Consider the following 13,164-nt stretch of genomic DNA (forward strand, 5'->3'; position numbering starts at 1 on the left):
CCCCAGCCCCGCTGCCCGCCGAGCCGACGTTCGTCGACGGGCTGGCGCAGCCGGTCTTCACCGGGCCGTTCGTCCGGCACGAGCTCTGGGTCGAGACGGAGTTCGACACCGACGGCGACGGCGAGCCGGACCGCATGCACGTCGACGTCACGCGGCCGGTCGAGACCGACAGCGCCGGCCTGGACGTGCCGGTGATCTACGAGTCCAGCCCGTACTACTCCGGCACGGCGAGCACCGACCGGAAGTTCTTCTGGAACGGCAACGTCGAGCTGGGCGTGCAGCCGCCGCTGCGGCTCTCGCCGGACGACCTGCCCGACGCGCCGCGCGCCCCGGGCGGCACCAGCCCGGTCATCTCGAACAGCCTGATCAACACCTGGGTGCCGCGCGGGTTCGCCGTCGTCCACTCCGAGTCGCCCGGCAGCGGCCTGTCCGAGGGCTGCCCGACGGTGGGCGGGCCGAACGAGTCGCTGGCGCCGAAGGCCGTCGTCGACTGGCTGAACGGCCGGGCCAAGGGCTACACCAGCGCCGACGGCGGCGCGGAGGTGACGGCGTACTGGTCGACCGGCAGCGTCGGCATGACCGGCACGTCGTACAACGGCACCCTGCCGCTGGCCGCCGCGACAACCGGCGTCGAGGGCCTCGAGGTGATCATCCCGGTCGCGCCGAACACGTCGTACTACCACTACTACCGGTCCAACGGCCTGGTGCGCAGCCCCGGCGGCTGGGTCGGTGAGGACATCGACTACCTGTTCGACTACATCAACAGCGGCGACTTGGAGAAGCGGCAGTACTGCCGCGACACCGTCCGCGACCTCATGCAGGCCGAACACGACCGCGTCACCGGCGACTACAACGACTTCTGGGCCGGCCGCGACTACCTGAACCAGCTCGACGACGTGCACGCGGCGGTGCTGATGGCGCACGCGTTCAACGACTGGAACGTCGTGCCCGAGCACAGCGTCCGCATCTCCTCGGCGCTCGAGGCCAAGGGCGTCACCGTCCACGAGTACTTCCACCAGGGCGGGCACGGCGGCAACCCGCCGACGGACATGATGAACCGCTGGTTCTCGCAGTACCTCTACGGCCAGGACAACGGCATCGAAGACGACACCGACACGGCGTTCGTCGTCCGCAACGAGCTCGGCGGCAGCACGCTGACCTCGTACACCGACTACCCGAACCCGGCGGCGGCGACGGCGACGCTGAACCTGCAGGCCGGCGGCGCGACGGAGGGCGGCCTGACGTCCCTGGCGCTGGCCGACGACGCCACCGAGACGTTGGTCGACGCCGGCGCCAACGCCTGCAACGCGGGGGTGCTGGCGACGACGCCGTCGGCGAACCGCCTGCTCTACACCACGCCGACGCTGACGGAGAACGTGCACCTGTCCGGGACGACGGAGGTGACGGTGCGGCTGGCGGCGTCGAAGGCGCGGGCCAACCTGTCCGTCGCCCTGGTCAAGCTGCCGTGGACGGGTGACTCCGGCTGCACGTCGACGACGCAGCGGCCGACCACCAGCGTCATCACCCGCGGCTGGGCCGACCCGCTCAACCGGAGGTCCATCTCGCGGGAGCACCCGGTGACGCCGGGCGAGTTCGTCGACGTCACCGTCCCGCTGCAGCCGGACGACCAGGTGATCCCGGCCGGCTCCCGGATCGGGCTGATGATCTGGTCGACCGACCGCGAGTTCACGCTGCGCCCGGAGCCGGGCACCGAGCTCTCCGTCGACCTCGCCGGCACGACGGTCGAGCTGCCGGTCGTCGGCGGTCCGCTGGCGCTGCCGATCTGCGGCGCCGAGGACACTCGCACCACGGTCGTCATCGACGGCGTCGACACCGGCGTCCCGAACGCCGGCCTGGCCGGCACGTGCACCGTCAACGACCACGTCCTCGACGAGGAGGGCTGGCCGAACCTCGGCGCGTTCGTCCGGCACACGACTGACCTGGCCGACCGGCTCGCCGACGCCGGCCTGATCACCGAGCGGCAGCGCGGCGCGCTCATCCGCGCGGCCGCGCAGGCGGACGTCTGACCGACTCGGCGACGGCGGGCCGCCCCGGTATCGGGACGGCCCGCCGTCGCGTGCGTCGACCGGAGGATCAGCGGTTGACAGTGATCTCCGGGCTGGTGATCTGCTGGTTCACGCTCTCCAGGTACACCATCTGCGTGCTCAGCTTCTTCGCCGACGACGGGAAGGTCACCGGCAGTTCGAGGACGCGGCCGAGCTCGTCGGCCGTGGCCTCACCGACCAGCACGTCCTGACCGCGCTCGACGTTGCGGACGTAGACGTTCACCGTCTCGCCCGGGTCGTAGCCCCAGGCCGAGACGTTGACCGTGCCGCGGAAGCCGACCGTGGTGGTGTCGACCGCAACCTGCTCGCCGACGGTGTTCTCCGGCGTGCGGATCTCCTGGACGGTGCGCTCGCCCGCGTCGTTCTTGCGGATGACGACGCCGTCGTGGTGCTCACCGTTGGCGTAGCGCGCCTCGTAGGTGATGCTGTCCTCGGTGACGTCGATCATCTGGTAGAGCTGCATGTCCTGGCCGACGGACATCTGGTCGGCGCCGTTGTCGACCCAGTTCGAGGCGACGGCGTCGTACATCTTGCCGCCCGAGACCGACGTCGCGTAGACGGTGCTGTCGTGGACGGTGGCCGACCTGCGCGAGGCGGTGGTGCTGCCACGTCCGTAGGTGTGGTCGTGGCCCTGCAGGACCAGATCCACGCCGTACTTCTCGAACAGCGGTCCCCACTGCGCACGCACGGTCGGGTTGTTCCGGCCCGACGCGACCGAGTACACCGGGTGGTGGAATGTGACCACGGTCCACTTGTTCGGGTTGTTCGCCAGCTGCTGCTCCAGCCACGCGGTCTGCGCGGCCATGATCGGGGCGAGGCTCTGCACGTTGCTGTTCAGGCCGATGAAGCGGACGCCCTGGTAGTCCACCGAGTAGACGGTGTTGCGCATGGCGGCGTTCGTGGCCGCGTCGCCGAAGTCCGGGCCGTTCGTCGGGTACGGGAAAGTCGGCTGCCAGAATGTCGACAGCCGGCCACCGCTGTACTCGTGGTTGCCGGTGATCGAGATGTTGTTGATCTGGCTGTTGATGAAGCCGTCGGCGGCGTGCCACTGGCCCCACTCGAGCTCGCTGTTGGCCGAGTTGATCAGGTCACCGGCGTTGACGATGACCTTCGCCTCCGGGCGGTCGGCGAAGGCCTGTCGGAACACCCGCGGGCCGGCCGAGTCGATGTAGTTCTGCATGTCACCGTAGTAGATGAACGAGAACGGCTCGAACCCGGCGGAGGCCGTGGTGAAATCGATCCACTCGCTCCAGTTGACGCCGTCGCCGACGCGGTAGGTGTAGCGGGTGTTCGGCTGCAGGCCGGTGAACTCGACCTGGTGGTACACCGAGGCGTAACCCAGGCTGGTGGTGACCGGGTTGGTCGAGCCGGCCATCACGGTCCGCACGGCGCCTTCCGCGGGACGCACGTCGCCGAGGGCGATCGGGGCCTCCAGGAGCTGGGCTTGCGCGTACTCGCCGCCGACCTCGGAGCGCCAGGTCACCTTCTGCGAGGTGGCCGGGGTCGCCGTCGGGACCAGGATGATGCGGTCAGGCAGCGCTGACGGCTCATAGACCTCGGCATCGGGAACCTTGACCGGGGGCCCGCTGTCGGCACCGACGGCCGCGGGGACGGCGATCAGGCCGCCACCGAGCAGCACGGCGCCGACGGCGGCACCGGCGGCACGCCGTGAGCCGAACGGCCCGCGCTTCCTCACATCACTCACGTTGAGTCTCCTCCCAGGACACTCTTCTGGACGCTGCCGGCAGAGCGCGCGGCAGTCTGACCGATTCATCCCAGACCCGGCGGAAAGGGTGAGAACCGGCAGGTCACGGCTGGTTGTCCCGGCGATGAACACCTGAAAACGATTCTCTTGTTGCGACCAGGTCGCAGCGCGCGACGGCCAATGGCCACGTCCGGTCGGCCGGGCGGGCATCCGGACGTCAGGCGGCGTTCATCCGGGGGTGCCTACGATCCGGCCGTGCCCGACCCGTCCGCCGTCCGTCGCCTGGTCCGCGTCGCGCTCCTGGTGCCCGGGGTGCTTGGGGTGGCCGCGTGCGGCGGTCCGGCCCACAAGGACGACGCGTTCATCGACGCCGGCGTCACCGGGCTGCTGGACATCGAGCTGACGGAATGCTTCTCCGACCCCGAGTACTCCGAGTTCGCCGGGGAGGATGTGGTCGTCTATACGCCGTGCCCGGACGGCGCCGACAACCAGTCGTACCTGTTCGTGCACGCGCCGGACGGCCCGTGGGACCGCGACGCCGTGGCCGAGCTGGGCTGGGCCGAGTGTGGCAAGGGCTTCGAGCAGCAGTGGACCAGCAAGGACGAGTCCGGCCTGGACTACTACCCGATCCTGCCGACCGCCGAGACCTGGGCCGACGGAGATCGCGCGATCATGTGCGCGGTGTACGACCCCGACGGCCGGCTGGAGGACTCGGTTCTGCCCCGCGCCGACGGCGTGGGCTCCTAGGGTGATCGCATGACCGACGACCAGCCCCGCCCCGAGCCGTTCGCCCCGCGCGCCACCGCCGCGGAACTCGACGACCTGCGCGCCCGGCTGCGGGCCACCCGCTGGCCCGACGCGCCCGAGGACGCCGGCTGGTCACTCGGCACCGACGTCGGCTACCTGCGCGAGCTGGTCGCGTACTGGGCCGACGGCTTCGACTGGCCGGCGCAGGAGGCGGCGCTGAACCGGCTGCCCCGGTTCCGCACGACCGTCGGCGGTCTCGGCATCCACTACGTGCATGCGCGCGCCGTCGCGCCGTCCGGTCCGGTGCTGCCGCTGGTGCTCACGCACGGCTGGCCCGACTCCTTCTGGCGCTACACCAAGGTGATCACGCTGCTCACCGACCCGGGCGCGCACGGCGGCGACCCCGCCGACGCGTTCGACGTGGTGGTGCCCGACCTCCCGGGTTACGGGTACTCCGACCGGCCCGGCCGGCCGCTCGACTCCGTCGCCGTCGCCGGACTGTGGGCGCGGCTGATGAGCGGGCACGGCTACGAGCGGTTCGGCGCGGCCGGTGGCGATCTCGGCAGCCACGTGAGCCGCTACCTCGCGCTCGACCATCCCGATCGCGTCGTCGCCGTGCACCGCATGGACGCCGGGGTGCCGGTGTTCGGGGGTGATCCGGCCGAGCTGACACCTGAGGAGCGCGAGTTCATCCAGGGTGCCGCCGCCTGGGGTGCGACGGAGGGTGCATACGCGGCGATTCATCGGACGAAGCCGCAGACCGCGGCCGCCGGGTTGACCGACTCGCCGGCCGGGCTGGCCGCCTGGATCGTCGAGAAGCTGCGGTCCTGGAGCGACTGCGACGGCGACGTGGAGCGGCGGTTCAGCAAGGACGAGATCCTCACCAACCTCACCATCTACTGGCTGACGGGGACCATCGGCTCGTCGATGCGCATGTACCAGGCGAACGCGGCCATCCCGCCGGCGCAGCTGGCGCGGCGGGTCGAGGTGCCGTCGGGGTTCGCGCTGTTCCGCGGCGACCTCGTACGCCCACCGCGGGTCTGGCTCGAGCGCACGGCCAACGTCGTGCGGGTGACCGAGCCCGAGAGCGGCGGTCACTTCGCGCCGTTCGAGGAGCCGGAGCGCTACGCGCAGGAGCTGCGGGAGTTCTTCCGGCCGTATCGGCGATGAGCGGACGGCGTCAGCTCGCCGGTGTGGGCAGCGGCGCCGCGGCCAGCGCCCGCGCCGTCGCGACCAGGTTGGCCGCCATCGTCCGGCCGGTCGAGTGCGCCCAGTCGTGGCCCTTGGTCTCGTCCAGGTAGTCCGGCCCGGGGCCGGGGCCGAGGTGCCAGTACGTCCACGCCTGCGCCGGGATGGTGAACCCGATGTCGACCATCCCGCCGCACAGCTCGGAGATGACGTGGTGCGCGCCGTCCTCGTTGCCGGTGACGACCACGCCGGCGACCTTGTCGAACGCGACCGGCCGGCCGTCGTCGCCGGTCTCGGAGATCATCGCGTCCATCCGTTCCAGCGCCCGCTGTGCCAGCGACGACGGCCGGCCCACCCAGGTGGGGCTGGCGACGACGAGGATCTCGGCAGCCAGGATCGCCTCGTGCACCCGTGGCCAGTCGTCGCCGTCGCCCATGTCGGTCTGGACGCCGGGCGGGATCTTCAGGTCGGCCAGCCGGAACGCGGTGACCTCGACGCCGTCGTCACGCAAGGACCCGGCGACGACGTCGGCCAGTGCCCCCGTGTTGGACGGCTGCGGCGACGGCTTGAGCGTGCAGTTGAGGAGGACGGCTCTCATGCCTGGTCGCTACCCGGTCGCCATGCATGGCATGCGCGCATGCCCCGTGGCCTGGGCGGGTATGGGGCCGGCATGGCACGGTCGATCTGGAGTGGGTTCCTGAGCTTCGGGCTGGTGTCGATCCCGGTCCGGCTGTACTCCGCGACGCAGGAGCACGAGGTGGACTTCCACCAGTTCGAACGCGGGACGTCCGACCGGATCCGCTACAAGCGGGTCAACGAGCGCACCGGCGACGAGGTCGACTACGACGACATCGTCAAGGGTCACGAGGTCGGCGGCGGCGAGTACGTCATCGTCGAACGCGAGGAGCTGGCCGAGATCGCGCCGGGCCGGTCGCGGGCACTGGAGATCGAGCAGTTCGTCGAGCTGGCCGAGATCGACCCGATCCACTTCCAGAAGAGCTACTACCTGGGCCCCAGCGACGACGACACCGCCTCCTCGTACGCGCTGCTGCGCACCGCGCTGGAGAAGACCGACCGCGCGGCCATCGCGAAGTTCGTCATGCGCAGCAAGGAGTACCTGGCCTGCGTCCGCGCCTCCGGCCCGGTCCTGGTGCTCGAGACGATGTACTTCGCCGACGAGATCCGCGACCCGGTGACGGAGCTCGGCGACCTGCCCAAGGCGGCGTCGAAGAACAAGCAGCTCGACATGGCCGTCGACCTCGTCGAAGCGATGACCGAGCCGTGGAAGCCGGAGCAGTACCACGACACCTACACCGAGCGGGTCGAGGAGCTGGTCGAGGCCAAGCACGAGGGCCGGGAGGTCGTCGCCGAGACCGAGCCGGCCGCCACCGGTGCGACCGACCTGCTCACCGCGCTGCAGGAGAGCGTCGCGGCGGCGAAGAAGGGGCGCTCCGGCGGGGCGAAGAAGAAGGCGCCGGCCAAGAAGACCGCTGCGAAGAAGAAGGCGCCGGCGAAGAAGACGGCGGCGAAGAAGACGTCCACAAAGAAGAAGTCGGCGGCATGATGTAGAAGTCCCGTCCCCGACTCCGACCTACGGACATGACCACCACACAGAAGCTCCGCGTCCACATGTTCTCCGTGTCCGTCGACGGCTACGGCGCCGGGCCCGACCAGAGCATCGAGAACCCGCTCGGCATCGGCGGCGAGAGCCTGCACGACTGGGCCGTCGTCACCCCGACGTTCAACGCCGACGATCCCATCGCGGCCGCGCCCGCCGGCGTCGACGACGAGTACGTCCAGCGCAACTGGCGCAACATCGGCGCCACGATCATGGGCCGCAACATGTTCGGCCCGGTCCGCGGCGACTGGCCGGACGAGAACTGGACCGGCTGGTGGGGGCCGAACCCGCCTTACCACCACCCCGTGTTCGTGCTGACCCACCACGCGCGCCCGTCCGTCGAGATGGCGGGCGGCACGACCTTCCACTTCGTCACCGACGGCATCGAGTCGGCCCGCGAGCAGGCCCTCGCGGCCGCCGACGGCAAGGACGCCCTCGTCGCGGGTGGTGCCGCGACCATCCGGCAGTACCTGCGGGCCGGGCTGATCGACGAGATGGAGATCGCGATCTCGCCGATCCTGCTCGGCGGCGGTGAGCGGCTGTTCGACGAAGGCGTCGGCGTGCCCGGCTACCGGTGCACGGGCTTCACGGCCGGCGAGAACGCCGTGCACGCGCGGTTCGAGCCGGCCTGACGTGGAGGCGAGGGCGGCGCGCAGCCGCGCACGTATGCTTCGGACGTGCTCGAACTGCGCGCCGACTGCGATCGCTGCGCGGCGCTGTGCTGCGTGGGGCCGGCGCTGACCCGCTCCGCCGACTTCGCCATCGACAAGCCGGCGGGGGAGCCGTGCCCGAACCTGCGCGACGACTTCCGCTGCGGCATCCATGCCTCGCTGCGCTCGCGCGGGTTCCCGGGCTGCACGGTGTACGACTGCTTCGGCGCCGGCCAGCGGGTCGTGCAGGTGACGTTCGGCGGCGCGACGTGGCGGTCGTCGCCAGAGCTGCGCGAGGAGATGCTCGCCGCGTTCGCCGTCCTGCGGCCGGTGCACGAGCTGCTCTGGCACCTCGAGGCGGCGCGGCGGATCGCGGCCGCGGCGGCGCTGCGCCCGGCCCTGGACGAGCAGGTCGACGCGGTGTCGCGGCTCACCTCGGCGCCGCCGGCCGAGCTGGCCGGCGTCGATGTCGGCGCGCTGCGGGCCGACGCGGACGTGCTGCTACGCGAGGCGTCCCGGCTGGCGCGCGCGGGCACGCCGGGCCGCGACCTGCGCGGCGCGGACCTCATCGGGAAGAAGCTGCGCGGCGCCGACCTCACCGGTGCGGACCTTCGTAGCGCCTACCTCATCGGCGCCGACCTGCGGGACGCGACCCTCGACCGCGCCGACGTCATCGGCGCGGACTTCCGCGCGGCCGACATTCGCGGCGCCGACCTCTCGGCCGCCCTGTTCCTCACCCAGCCGCAGGTCAACGCCGCGGCCGGCGACGCCGCGACCCGGCTGCCCGCCGGCCTGGACCGTCCGCCGCACTGGCTCGCCTGACGGGCTCTTCTGACGCATCCGTGGGTCATCGGCCGGGGGTGCGGCGTTGGCCTCCCCCTGCCGCCCATTCTCTTGGCCGGGTGTCCACGTGGTGAGATTTCCCACTGATCCGGAGGGCATCATGAGGTTTTCTCGAGCCTCAACACGCCTGCAATCGTGGTGAGGCTCGGGTAATCCTGGTGGTGTACGCGATCGTGGATGATCATCGCTGTCCACAGACACCAGCGCCACACCGAACCACGGCTGCGCGGGGTCGAGGTGTGCCCAGACTCGCCCCGTCCCCCTGATAGCTGCCCGTTCTTAGACCGCGCAGCCGCGGGTCAAGCGGTCCTCGCCGCGCGAAGCGCCCAACAGTCCGCTTGAGGCGCGGTTGCGCGGCTAAGACAATGGGCAGCAGGGGGACGGTGGACGTGGCAACCCCCGGCCGACGCGGCATCCCCGGCGAGCCGAACGCGACCGACCCACGGATCGGGCAGAAGAGCCTCATTTTGAGCCTGTCATCTCAGGAGATGGCGCGGCTGGTGGTGGCACACGGCGATCTCGCCGTCCGGGCCGGCACAGCCCGCGGCCGCGTCGGCGACCTCTGCCCGGCCCTCGACTCGACCTGGTCGCGCCCGACGTAGCCGCCGCTGCCGTTGACCGCTCTGCCCGGCTCGACCCGGGTGCCGCCGGGGAGGGCGACGGTGCCCGGGTCGGCCTGCCAGGTGGTCCCGCCGGGCCAGACGACCGGGAGACGGCCGTCCAGCAGCATGCAGTCGCCGTCGAGCACGACCTCGCCGAACACCTGGGCGTCGTACCCGCCGTAGGCCGCGCTGCCGGACGTCAGCACCGGCCCGTCGACGGCGCCGGTGGTGTCGCCGCACGCCGCCACCGCGGCGCTGGCCGCGACAACGGCGACCGTGACCCGGTTCATGCAGGTAGGCCGGGGTGCGCCGGCGCACGGTTCCGCACGGATCACCGCGGCGTACGGCTCAGCCGGTCCTGCAGGAACTCCTGTTCGGCGGCGTTGTCGCTAAGGGCGAGCGCCGCCCGGTAGGCCGCGGCGGCCTCGGCGTGCCGGCCGAGCCGCGACAGCAGGTCGGCCTTCGTCGCGGGCAGGTAGCGGTAGCCGGCCAGCCGGCCGTCCCGCTCGAGGGCTTCCACCTCGGCGAGCGCCGCGGCCGGGCCGTCGACCATCGAGACGGCCACGGCGCGATTCAACGCGACGACGGGGGAGTGCCAGCGGCGGAGCAGCTCGTCGTACAACGTCAGGATCTGCGGCCAGTCGGTCTCGGCATAGCTGGGCGCCTCGGCATGCAGGGCGGCGATCGCGGCCTGCAGCGTGAACCGTCCGGGCGGCCCGGCCCGCAGCGCGCCCACCACCAGCCGATCCGCCTCGGCGATCAGGGCGCGATCCCACGCCGACCGGTCCTGCTCCTCCAGCCGCAGCAGCCGCCCGTCGGCGTCAGTGCGGGTGGCCCGGCGTGCCTGGTGGACCAGCAGCAGCGCCAGCAGGCCGGCGGTCTCCGGCTCCGACGGCAGCAGCGGCCGGAGCATGCGGGCGAGGTCGAGGGCGCGGCCGGTGAGCTCGTCGCGGACCAGGTTCTCGCCGGAGTGCGCGGTGTGCCCGGTCGCGTACAGCAGGTGGATGACCGTCAGGACGGCGTCGACGCGGGCCGGCAGGTCGGCCGCGGCGGGGACGGCGTACGGGATGCGCGCGGATGCGATCTTCTTCTTGGCCCGGGTGATCCGGGCGGCCATCGTCGGCTCGGTGACGAGGAACGCGTGCGCGATGTCCGGGGTGCTGACGCCGCAGACCAGCCGGAGCGTCAGCGCGACCTGCGCCTCCCGCGACAGCGCCGGGTGGCAGCAGGTGAACACCAGCCGCAGCCGGTCGTCGGGAATCGGCGCGGCGTCGTCCAGCACGGCGGCCGCGACGCTGTCGCGGCCGCCGTCGTCGACGTCCATGACCAGCAGCGGGAGCTTGGCCTGCAGGGTGCGCTGGCGGCGCAGGTTGTTCAGCGCGGTCCGTCGGGCGACGGTCGTCAGCCAGGCGGCCGGCTTGGCGGGGACGCCGTCGCGGGCCCACCGGGTCAGCGCCTGGACGTAGGCGTCCTGAACGGCCTCCTCGGCGGCGTCGAGGTCGCGCGTGACGCGCACCGTCGCGGCGAGCACGAAGGCCCACTCGCGGCGGTGCGCGTCGGCGACGGCGGTCTCGACGGTCAGGACGTCAGCCCGGAGAAGTCGAGCCCGAGCAGCGGCCGCACCTCGACGCCGCCGCTGACGATCGGCGTCATGCGGGCCAGCTCGATCGCGTGGTCGAGGTCGCGCGCCTCGATGACGAAGACGCCGGCCAGCGCCTCCTTGGTCTCGATGAACGGGCCGTCGGTGACGAGGTCGCCGCGGATCGACGTCGCGGTCGCGCTGGGCTCCAGCGCGATGCCGCCGAGTTCGCGGCCGCCCTTCTCGGCGATGCGGCCGGGCAGCGCCTCGTGCGCCGCCATGATCTCCGGCGGCAGGTCCGGCGCCTGGCCGCCCTCCGCCTCGCGCTCGAAGATGAGGATCGCGTACTGGGCCATGAGGTCTCCTCGATGGTGTCGGTGTGACTGTCGGTCTTCATACCCTCGACACGCGGCCGGCAGGTGAATCGACAACCCCGGCCAAGAAATTTCTCAATGGTGTTCGGAGAGCAGGACGGCGACCGTGTCCGGCTCCAGCGCGCGGAACACGTGCGGCAGGTCGCCGGGGTAGGAGACGTAGTCGCCGGGTGCCAGCTCCACCGGGTCGTCGGTGAGCCCGACCAGCGCCCGGCCGGCGCTCAGGACCACATGCTCGACGACGCCCGGCATGTGCGGGTCGGACGCGCGCGGCTCGCCGGGCTGCGCGCTGACGAGGTAGATGTCGCGGCGGGCGTTCGGCGGGCTGGCCGACAGGACGGTGGCGACGTAGTCCGACCGCTCCGACGCGACGGCCGGCCCCTCGCCCTTGCGGATCACCTGGACTCGCGGCCGCGGCGGCTCGACGAGATGGGCGAACGGCACGTCCAGCGCGACGCTCAGCGCCCACAGCGTCTCGACGCTCGGGTTGCCGGCGCCTGACTCCAGCTGCGACAACGTCGACTTCGCGATGCCGGCCCGGCGGGCCACCTCGGCCAGCGACAGGCCGGTGCGGCGCCGCTCCCGCTGCAGGGACGCGGCGATGACGGCGAGCGGGGCGCTCGGGGACTGGCTCATCGTTCGCTCCATCGATCGATCGTTCGTCTTGACGAACGGACGTTAATCGTTCAGTCTACTGGTCATGCGTTCGATCTACCGAACACTACGCGCCGACCGGGCGTTGGCGCGGGACATCGCGCTCGTGTGTGTCGCCGACGGGGTGGTGGGGCTGTCGTTCGGGGCCATCACCGTGGGCGAAGGGCTGCCGGTGTGGCTGCCGATGCTGCTGTCGGTCGTGGTGTTCGCGGGGGCGGCGCAGTTCATGTTCGTCGGGCTGGTCGCGTCGGGCGGCAACCCGGTGGCCGCGGTGCTGGCCGGGCTGCTGGTGAACCTGCGGCACGTGGTGTTCGGCTTCACCGTCGGCGACGTCGTCGGCCGCGGCTGGCAGCGGGCCGCCGGCAGTCATGTCATGGTCGACGAGTCGGTCGCGTTCGCGCTGGCCCAGCCGGACGGGGAGCGCCGACGGGCGGCCTACTGGGGCTGCGGGGTGGCGGTGTTCGTCTGCTGGAACCTCGGCGTGCTGGCCGGCGCGTTCCTCGGGACGGCGGTGAGCGACCCGGCCGCACTCGGGCTGGACGCCGCCTTCCCGGCGGTGCTGCTGGCGCTGGTACTGCCAGCGCTGCGAGACCGGACGACGGCGCTGGCGGCGGCCGTGGGCGCGGCGATCGCGCTGGCGACGGCGCCCTTCCTGCAAGCCGGGCTGCCGGTGCTGCTGGCGCTGGCCGGGGTCGTGGTCGCGCTTGCCCGGGCCCGGTCCGCGTCGCGCCCCGAGGAGGTGGCTGCATGACGGTGTCGACGACAACGCTGGTCGCGGCCGTTCTGGTGCTGGGCGTCGGGACGTTCGCGTTCCGCTACGCCGGTCCGGCGCTGCGCGAGCGGATGACGCTGCCGCCGCGGGCGGAGCAGCTGCTGGGCGTGTCGACGATCGTCCTGCTGGCCGCGCTGGTCGCGACCGCCACGATGCTGGACGGCCGCGAATTCGACAGCATCGCCCGGCCGGCCGGCGTCGTGGTCGGTGCGGTGCTGGCCTGGCGGCGCGCGCCGTTCGTCGTGGTGGTCCTGGCCGCCGCCGGGACGGCCGCCGTCCTGCGGCTGCTCGGCGTCCCCTGACCGTAGGCCGGGGTGGATGTGGGTCGTCGAGGTCGGCTGGTCTGCGCGCCCATGCCGTTGATGC

At 72.0% G+C, this 13,164-nt stretch carries 14 protein-coding genes; 8 read left to right on the plus strand and 6 right to left on the minus strand.

The window, feature by feature from the left end:
- A partial coding sequence (locus tag E1262_RS21970) for a Xaa-Pro dipeptidyl-peptidase (RefSeq protein WP_132105585.1) occupies nt 1-2,027 on the plus strand: 2,027 nt, incomplete at its 5' end.
- 67 nt (nt 2,028-2,094) lie between these two features.
- On the opposite strand, the gene E1262_RS21975 is transcribed toward E1262_RS21970, so the two are convergent.
- Nucleotides 2,095-3,771 carry a purple acid phosphatase family protein gene (locus E1262_RS21975; protein ID WP_203454188.1) on the minus strand — a complete coding sequence of 559 codons (1,677 nt, stop codon included), beginning with the start codon at nt 3,769-3,771 and terminating at the stop codon, nt 2,095-2,097.
- Nucleotides 3,772-4,026: 255 nt separating this feature from the next.
- Here E1262_RS21975 and E1262_RS21980 point away from each other — a divergent pair, with 255 nt between their 5' ends.
- Complete coding sequence (locus E1262_RS21980) at nt 4,027-4,518, plus strand: hypothetical protein (protein WP_132105590.1); 492 nt, start codon at nt 4,027-4,029, stop codon at nt 4,516-4,518.
- 9 nt (nt 4,519-4,527) lie between these two features.
- Nucleotides 4,528-5,688, plus strand: a complete 1,161-nt coding sequence (locus tag E1262_RS21985) for an epoxide hydrolase family protein (RefSeq protein ID WP_132105592.1) — start codon at nt 4,528-4,530, stop codon at nt 5,686-5,688.
- A gap of 10 nt (nt 5,689-5,698) precedes the next feature.
- On the opposite strand, the gene E1262_RS21990 is transcribed toward E1262_RS21985, so the two are convergent.
- Nucleotides 5,699-6,304, minus strand: coding sequence for a flavodoxin family protein (locus E1262_RS21990; RefSeq protein ID WP_132105595.1), 606 nt, complete (start codon nt 6,302-6,304; stop codon nt 5,699-5,701).
- A 72-nt stretch (nt 6,305-6,376) separates the two neighbouring features.
- Here E1262_RS21990 and ku point away from each other — a divergent pair, with 72 nt between their 5' ends.
- The 3 genes from ku to E1262_RS22005 are packed head-to-tail and all read left to right on the plus strand — an operon-like array spanning nt 6,377 to nt 8,796.
- Nucleotides 6,377-7,270, plus strand: coding sequence for a non-homologous end joining protein Ku (gene ku, locus E1262_RS21995; RefSeq protein WP_132105598.1), 894 nt, complete (start codon nt 6,377-6,379; stop codon nt 7,268-7,270).
- A 35-nt stretch (nt 7,271-7,305) separates the two neighbouring features.
- On the plus strand, nt 7,306-7,956 hold the full coding sequence (locus tag E1262_RS22000; protein ID WP_132105600.1) for a dihydrofolate reductase family protein: 651 nt from the start codon (nt 7,306-7,308) through the stop codon (nt 7,954-7,956).
- Nucleotides 7,957-8,001: 45 nt separating this feature from the next.
- The gene (locus E1262_RS22005; RefSeq protein ID WP_132105602.1) at nt 8,002-8,796 is read left to right on the plus strand and encodes a pentapeptide repeat-containing protein; all 795 of its coding nucleotides are present in this window, start codon (nt 8,002-8,004) and stop codon (nt 8,794-8,796) included.
- A gap of 502 nt (nt 8,797-9,298) precedes the next feature.
- Here the strand turns inward: E1262_RS22005 and E1262_RS22010 are convergent.
- The 4 genes from E1262_RS22010 to E1262_RS22025 all read right to left on the minus strand — a co-directional run bounded on the left by E1262_RS22010 (nt 9,299) and on the right by E1262_RS22025 (nt 12,008).
- A complete protein-coding gene (locus tag E1262_RS22010; RefSeq protein WP_132105604.1) occupies nt 9,299-9,709 on the minus strand; it encodes a hypothetical protein in 411 nt (136 codons plus the stop codon).
- 41 nt (nt 9,710-9,750) lie between these two features.
- Entirely contained in the window at nt 9,751-10,950 is a 1,200-nt protein-coding gene (locus E1262_RS22015) for an RNA polymerase sigma factor (RefSeq protein WP_132105606.1), read from the minus strand.
- Between the two features lie 47 nt (nt 10,951-10,997).
- Nucleotides 10,998-11,354 carry a YciI family protein gene (locus tag E1262_RS22020; protein ID WP_132105608.1) on the minus strand — a complete coding sequence of 119 codons (357 nt, stop codon included), beginning with the start codon at nt 11,352-11,354 and terminating at the stop codon, nt 10,998-11,000.
- A 93-nt stretch (nt 11,355-11,447) separates the two neighbouring features.
- Nucleotides 11,448-12,008, minus strand: coding sequence for a helix-turn-helix domain-containing protein (locus tag E1262_RS22025; RefSeq protein WP_132105610.1), 561 nt, complete (start codon nt 12,006-12,008; stop codon nt 11,448-11,450).
- 64 nt (nt 12,009-12,072) lie between these two features.
- On the opposite strand from E1262_RS22025, the gene E1262_RS22030 reads away from it, so the two are divergent.
- Complete coding sequence (locus E1262_RS22030; RefSeq protein WP_132105613.1) at nt 12,073-12,777, plus strand: AzlC family ABC transporter permease; 705 nt, start codon at nt 12,073-12,075, stop codon at nt 12,775-12,777.
- The gene (locus E1262_RS22035) at nt 12,774-13,100 is read left to right on the plus strand and encodes an AzlD domain-containing protein (RefSeq protein WP_132105615.1); all 327 of its coding nucleotides are present in this window, start codon (nt 12,774-12,776) and stop codon (nt 13,098-13,100) included. The genes E1262_RS22030 and E1262_RS22035 overlap by 4 nt, the downstream gene beginning before the upstream one ends.
- Nucleotides 13,101-13,164 lie beyond the last annotated feature (64 nt).

Origin of the sequence: Jiangella aurantiaca (genome assembly GCF_004349105.1) — a bacterium.
GTDB classification, from domain to species: domain Bacteria; phylum Actinomycetota; class Actinomycetes; order Jiangellales; family Jiangellaceae; genus Jiangella; species Jiangella aurantiaca.

Excerpts from the sequence above, each read along its gene's own strand:
- E1262_RS22025 (WP_132105610.1), bottom strand. The coding sequence starts at position 12,008 with ATGAGCCAGTCCCCGAGCGCCCCGCTCGCCGTCATCGCCGCGTCCCTG.
- E1262_RS22020 (WP_132105608.1), bottom strand. The coding sequence starts at position 11,354 with ATGGCCCAGTACGCGATCCTCATCTTCGAGCGCGAGGCGGAGGGCGGC.
- E1262_RS21990 (WP_132105595.1), bottom strand. The coding sequence starts at position 6,304 with ATGAGAGCCGTCCTCCTCAACTGCACGCTCAAGCCGTCGCCGCAGCCG.
- E1262_RS22035 (WP_132105615.1), top strand. The coding sequence starts at position 12,774 with ATGACGGTGTCGACGACAACGCTGGTCGCGGCCGTTCTGGTGCTGGGC.
- ku (WP_132105598.1), top strand. The coding sequence starts at position 6,377 with ATGGCACGGTCGATCTGGAGTGGGTTCCTGAGCTTCGGGCTGGTGTCG.
- E1262_RS22010 (WP_132105604.1), bottom strand. The coding sequence starts at position 9,709 with ATGAACCGGGTCACGGTCGCCGTTGTCGCGGCCAGCGCCGCGGTGGCG.
- E1262_RS22030 (WP_132105613.1), top strand. The coding sequence starts at position 12,073 with ATGCGTTCGATCTACCGAACACTACGCGCCGACCGGGCGTTGGCGCGG.
- E1262_RS22000 (WP_132105600.1), top strand. The coding sequence starts at position 7,306 with ATGACCACCACACAGAAGCTCCGCGTCCACATGTTCTCCGTGTCCGTC.
- E1262_RS21985 (WP_132105592.1), top strand. The coding sequence starts at position 4,528 with ATGACCGACGACCAGCCCCGCCCCGAGCCGTTCGCCCCGCGCGCCACC.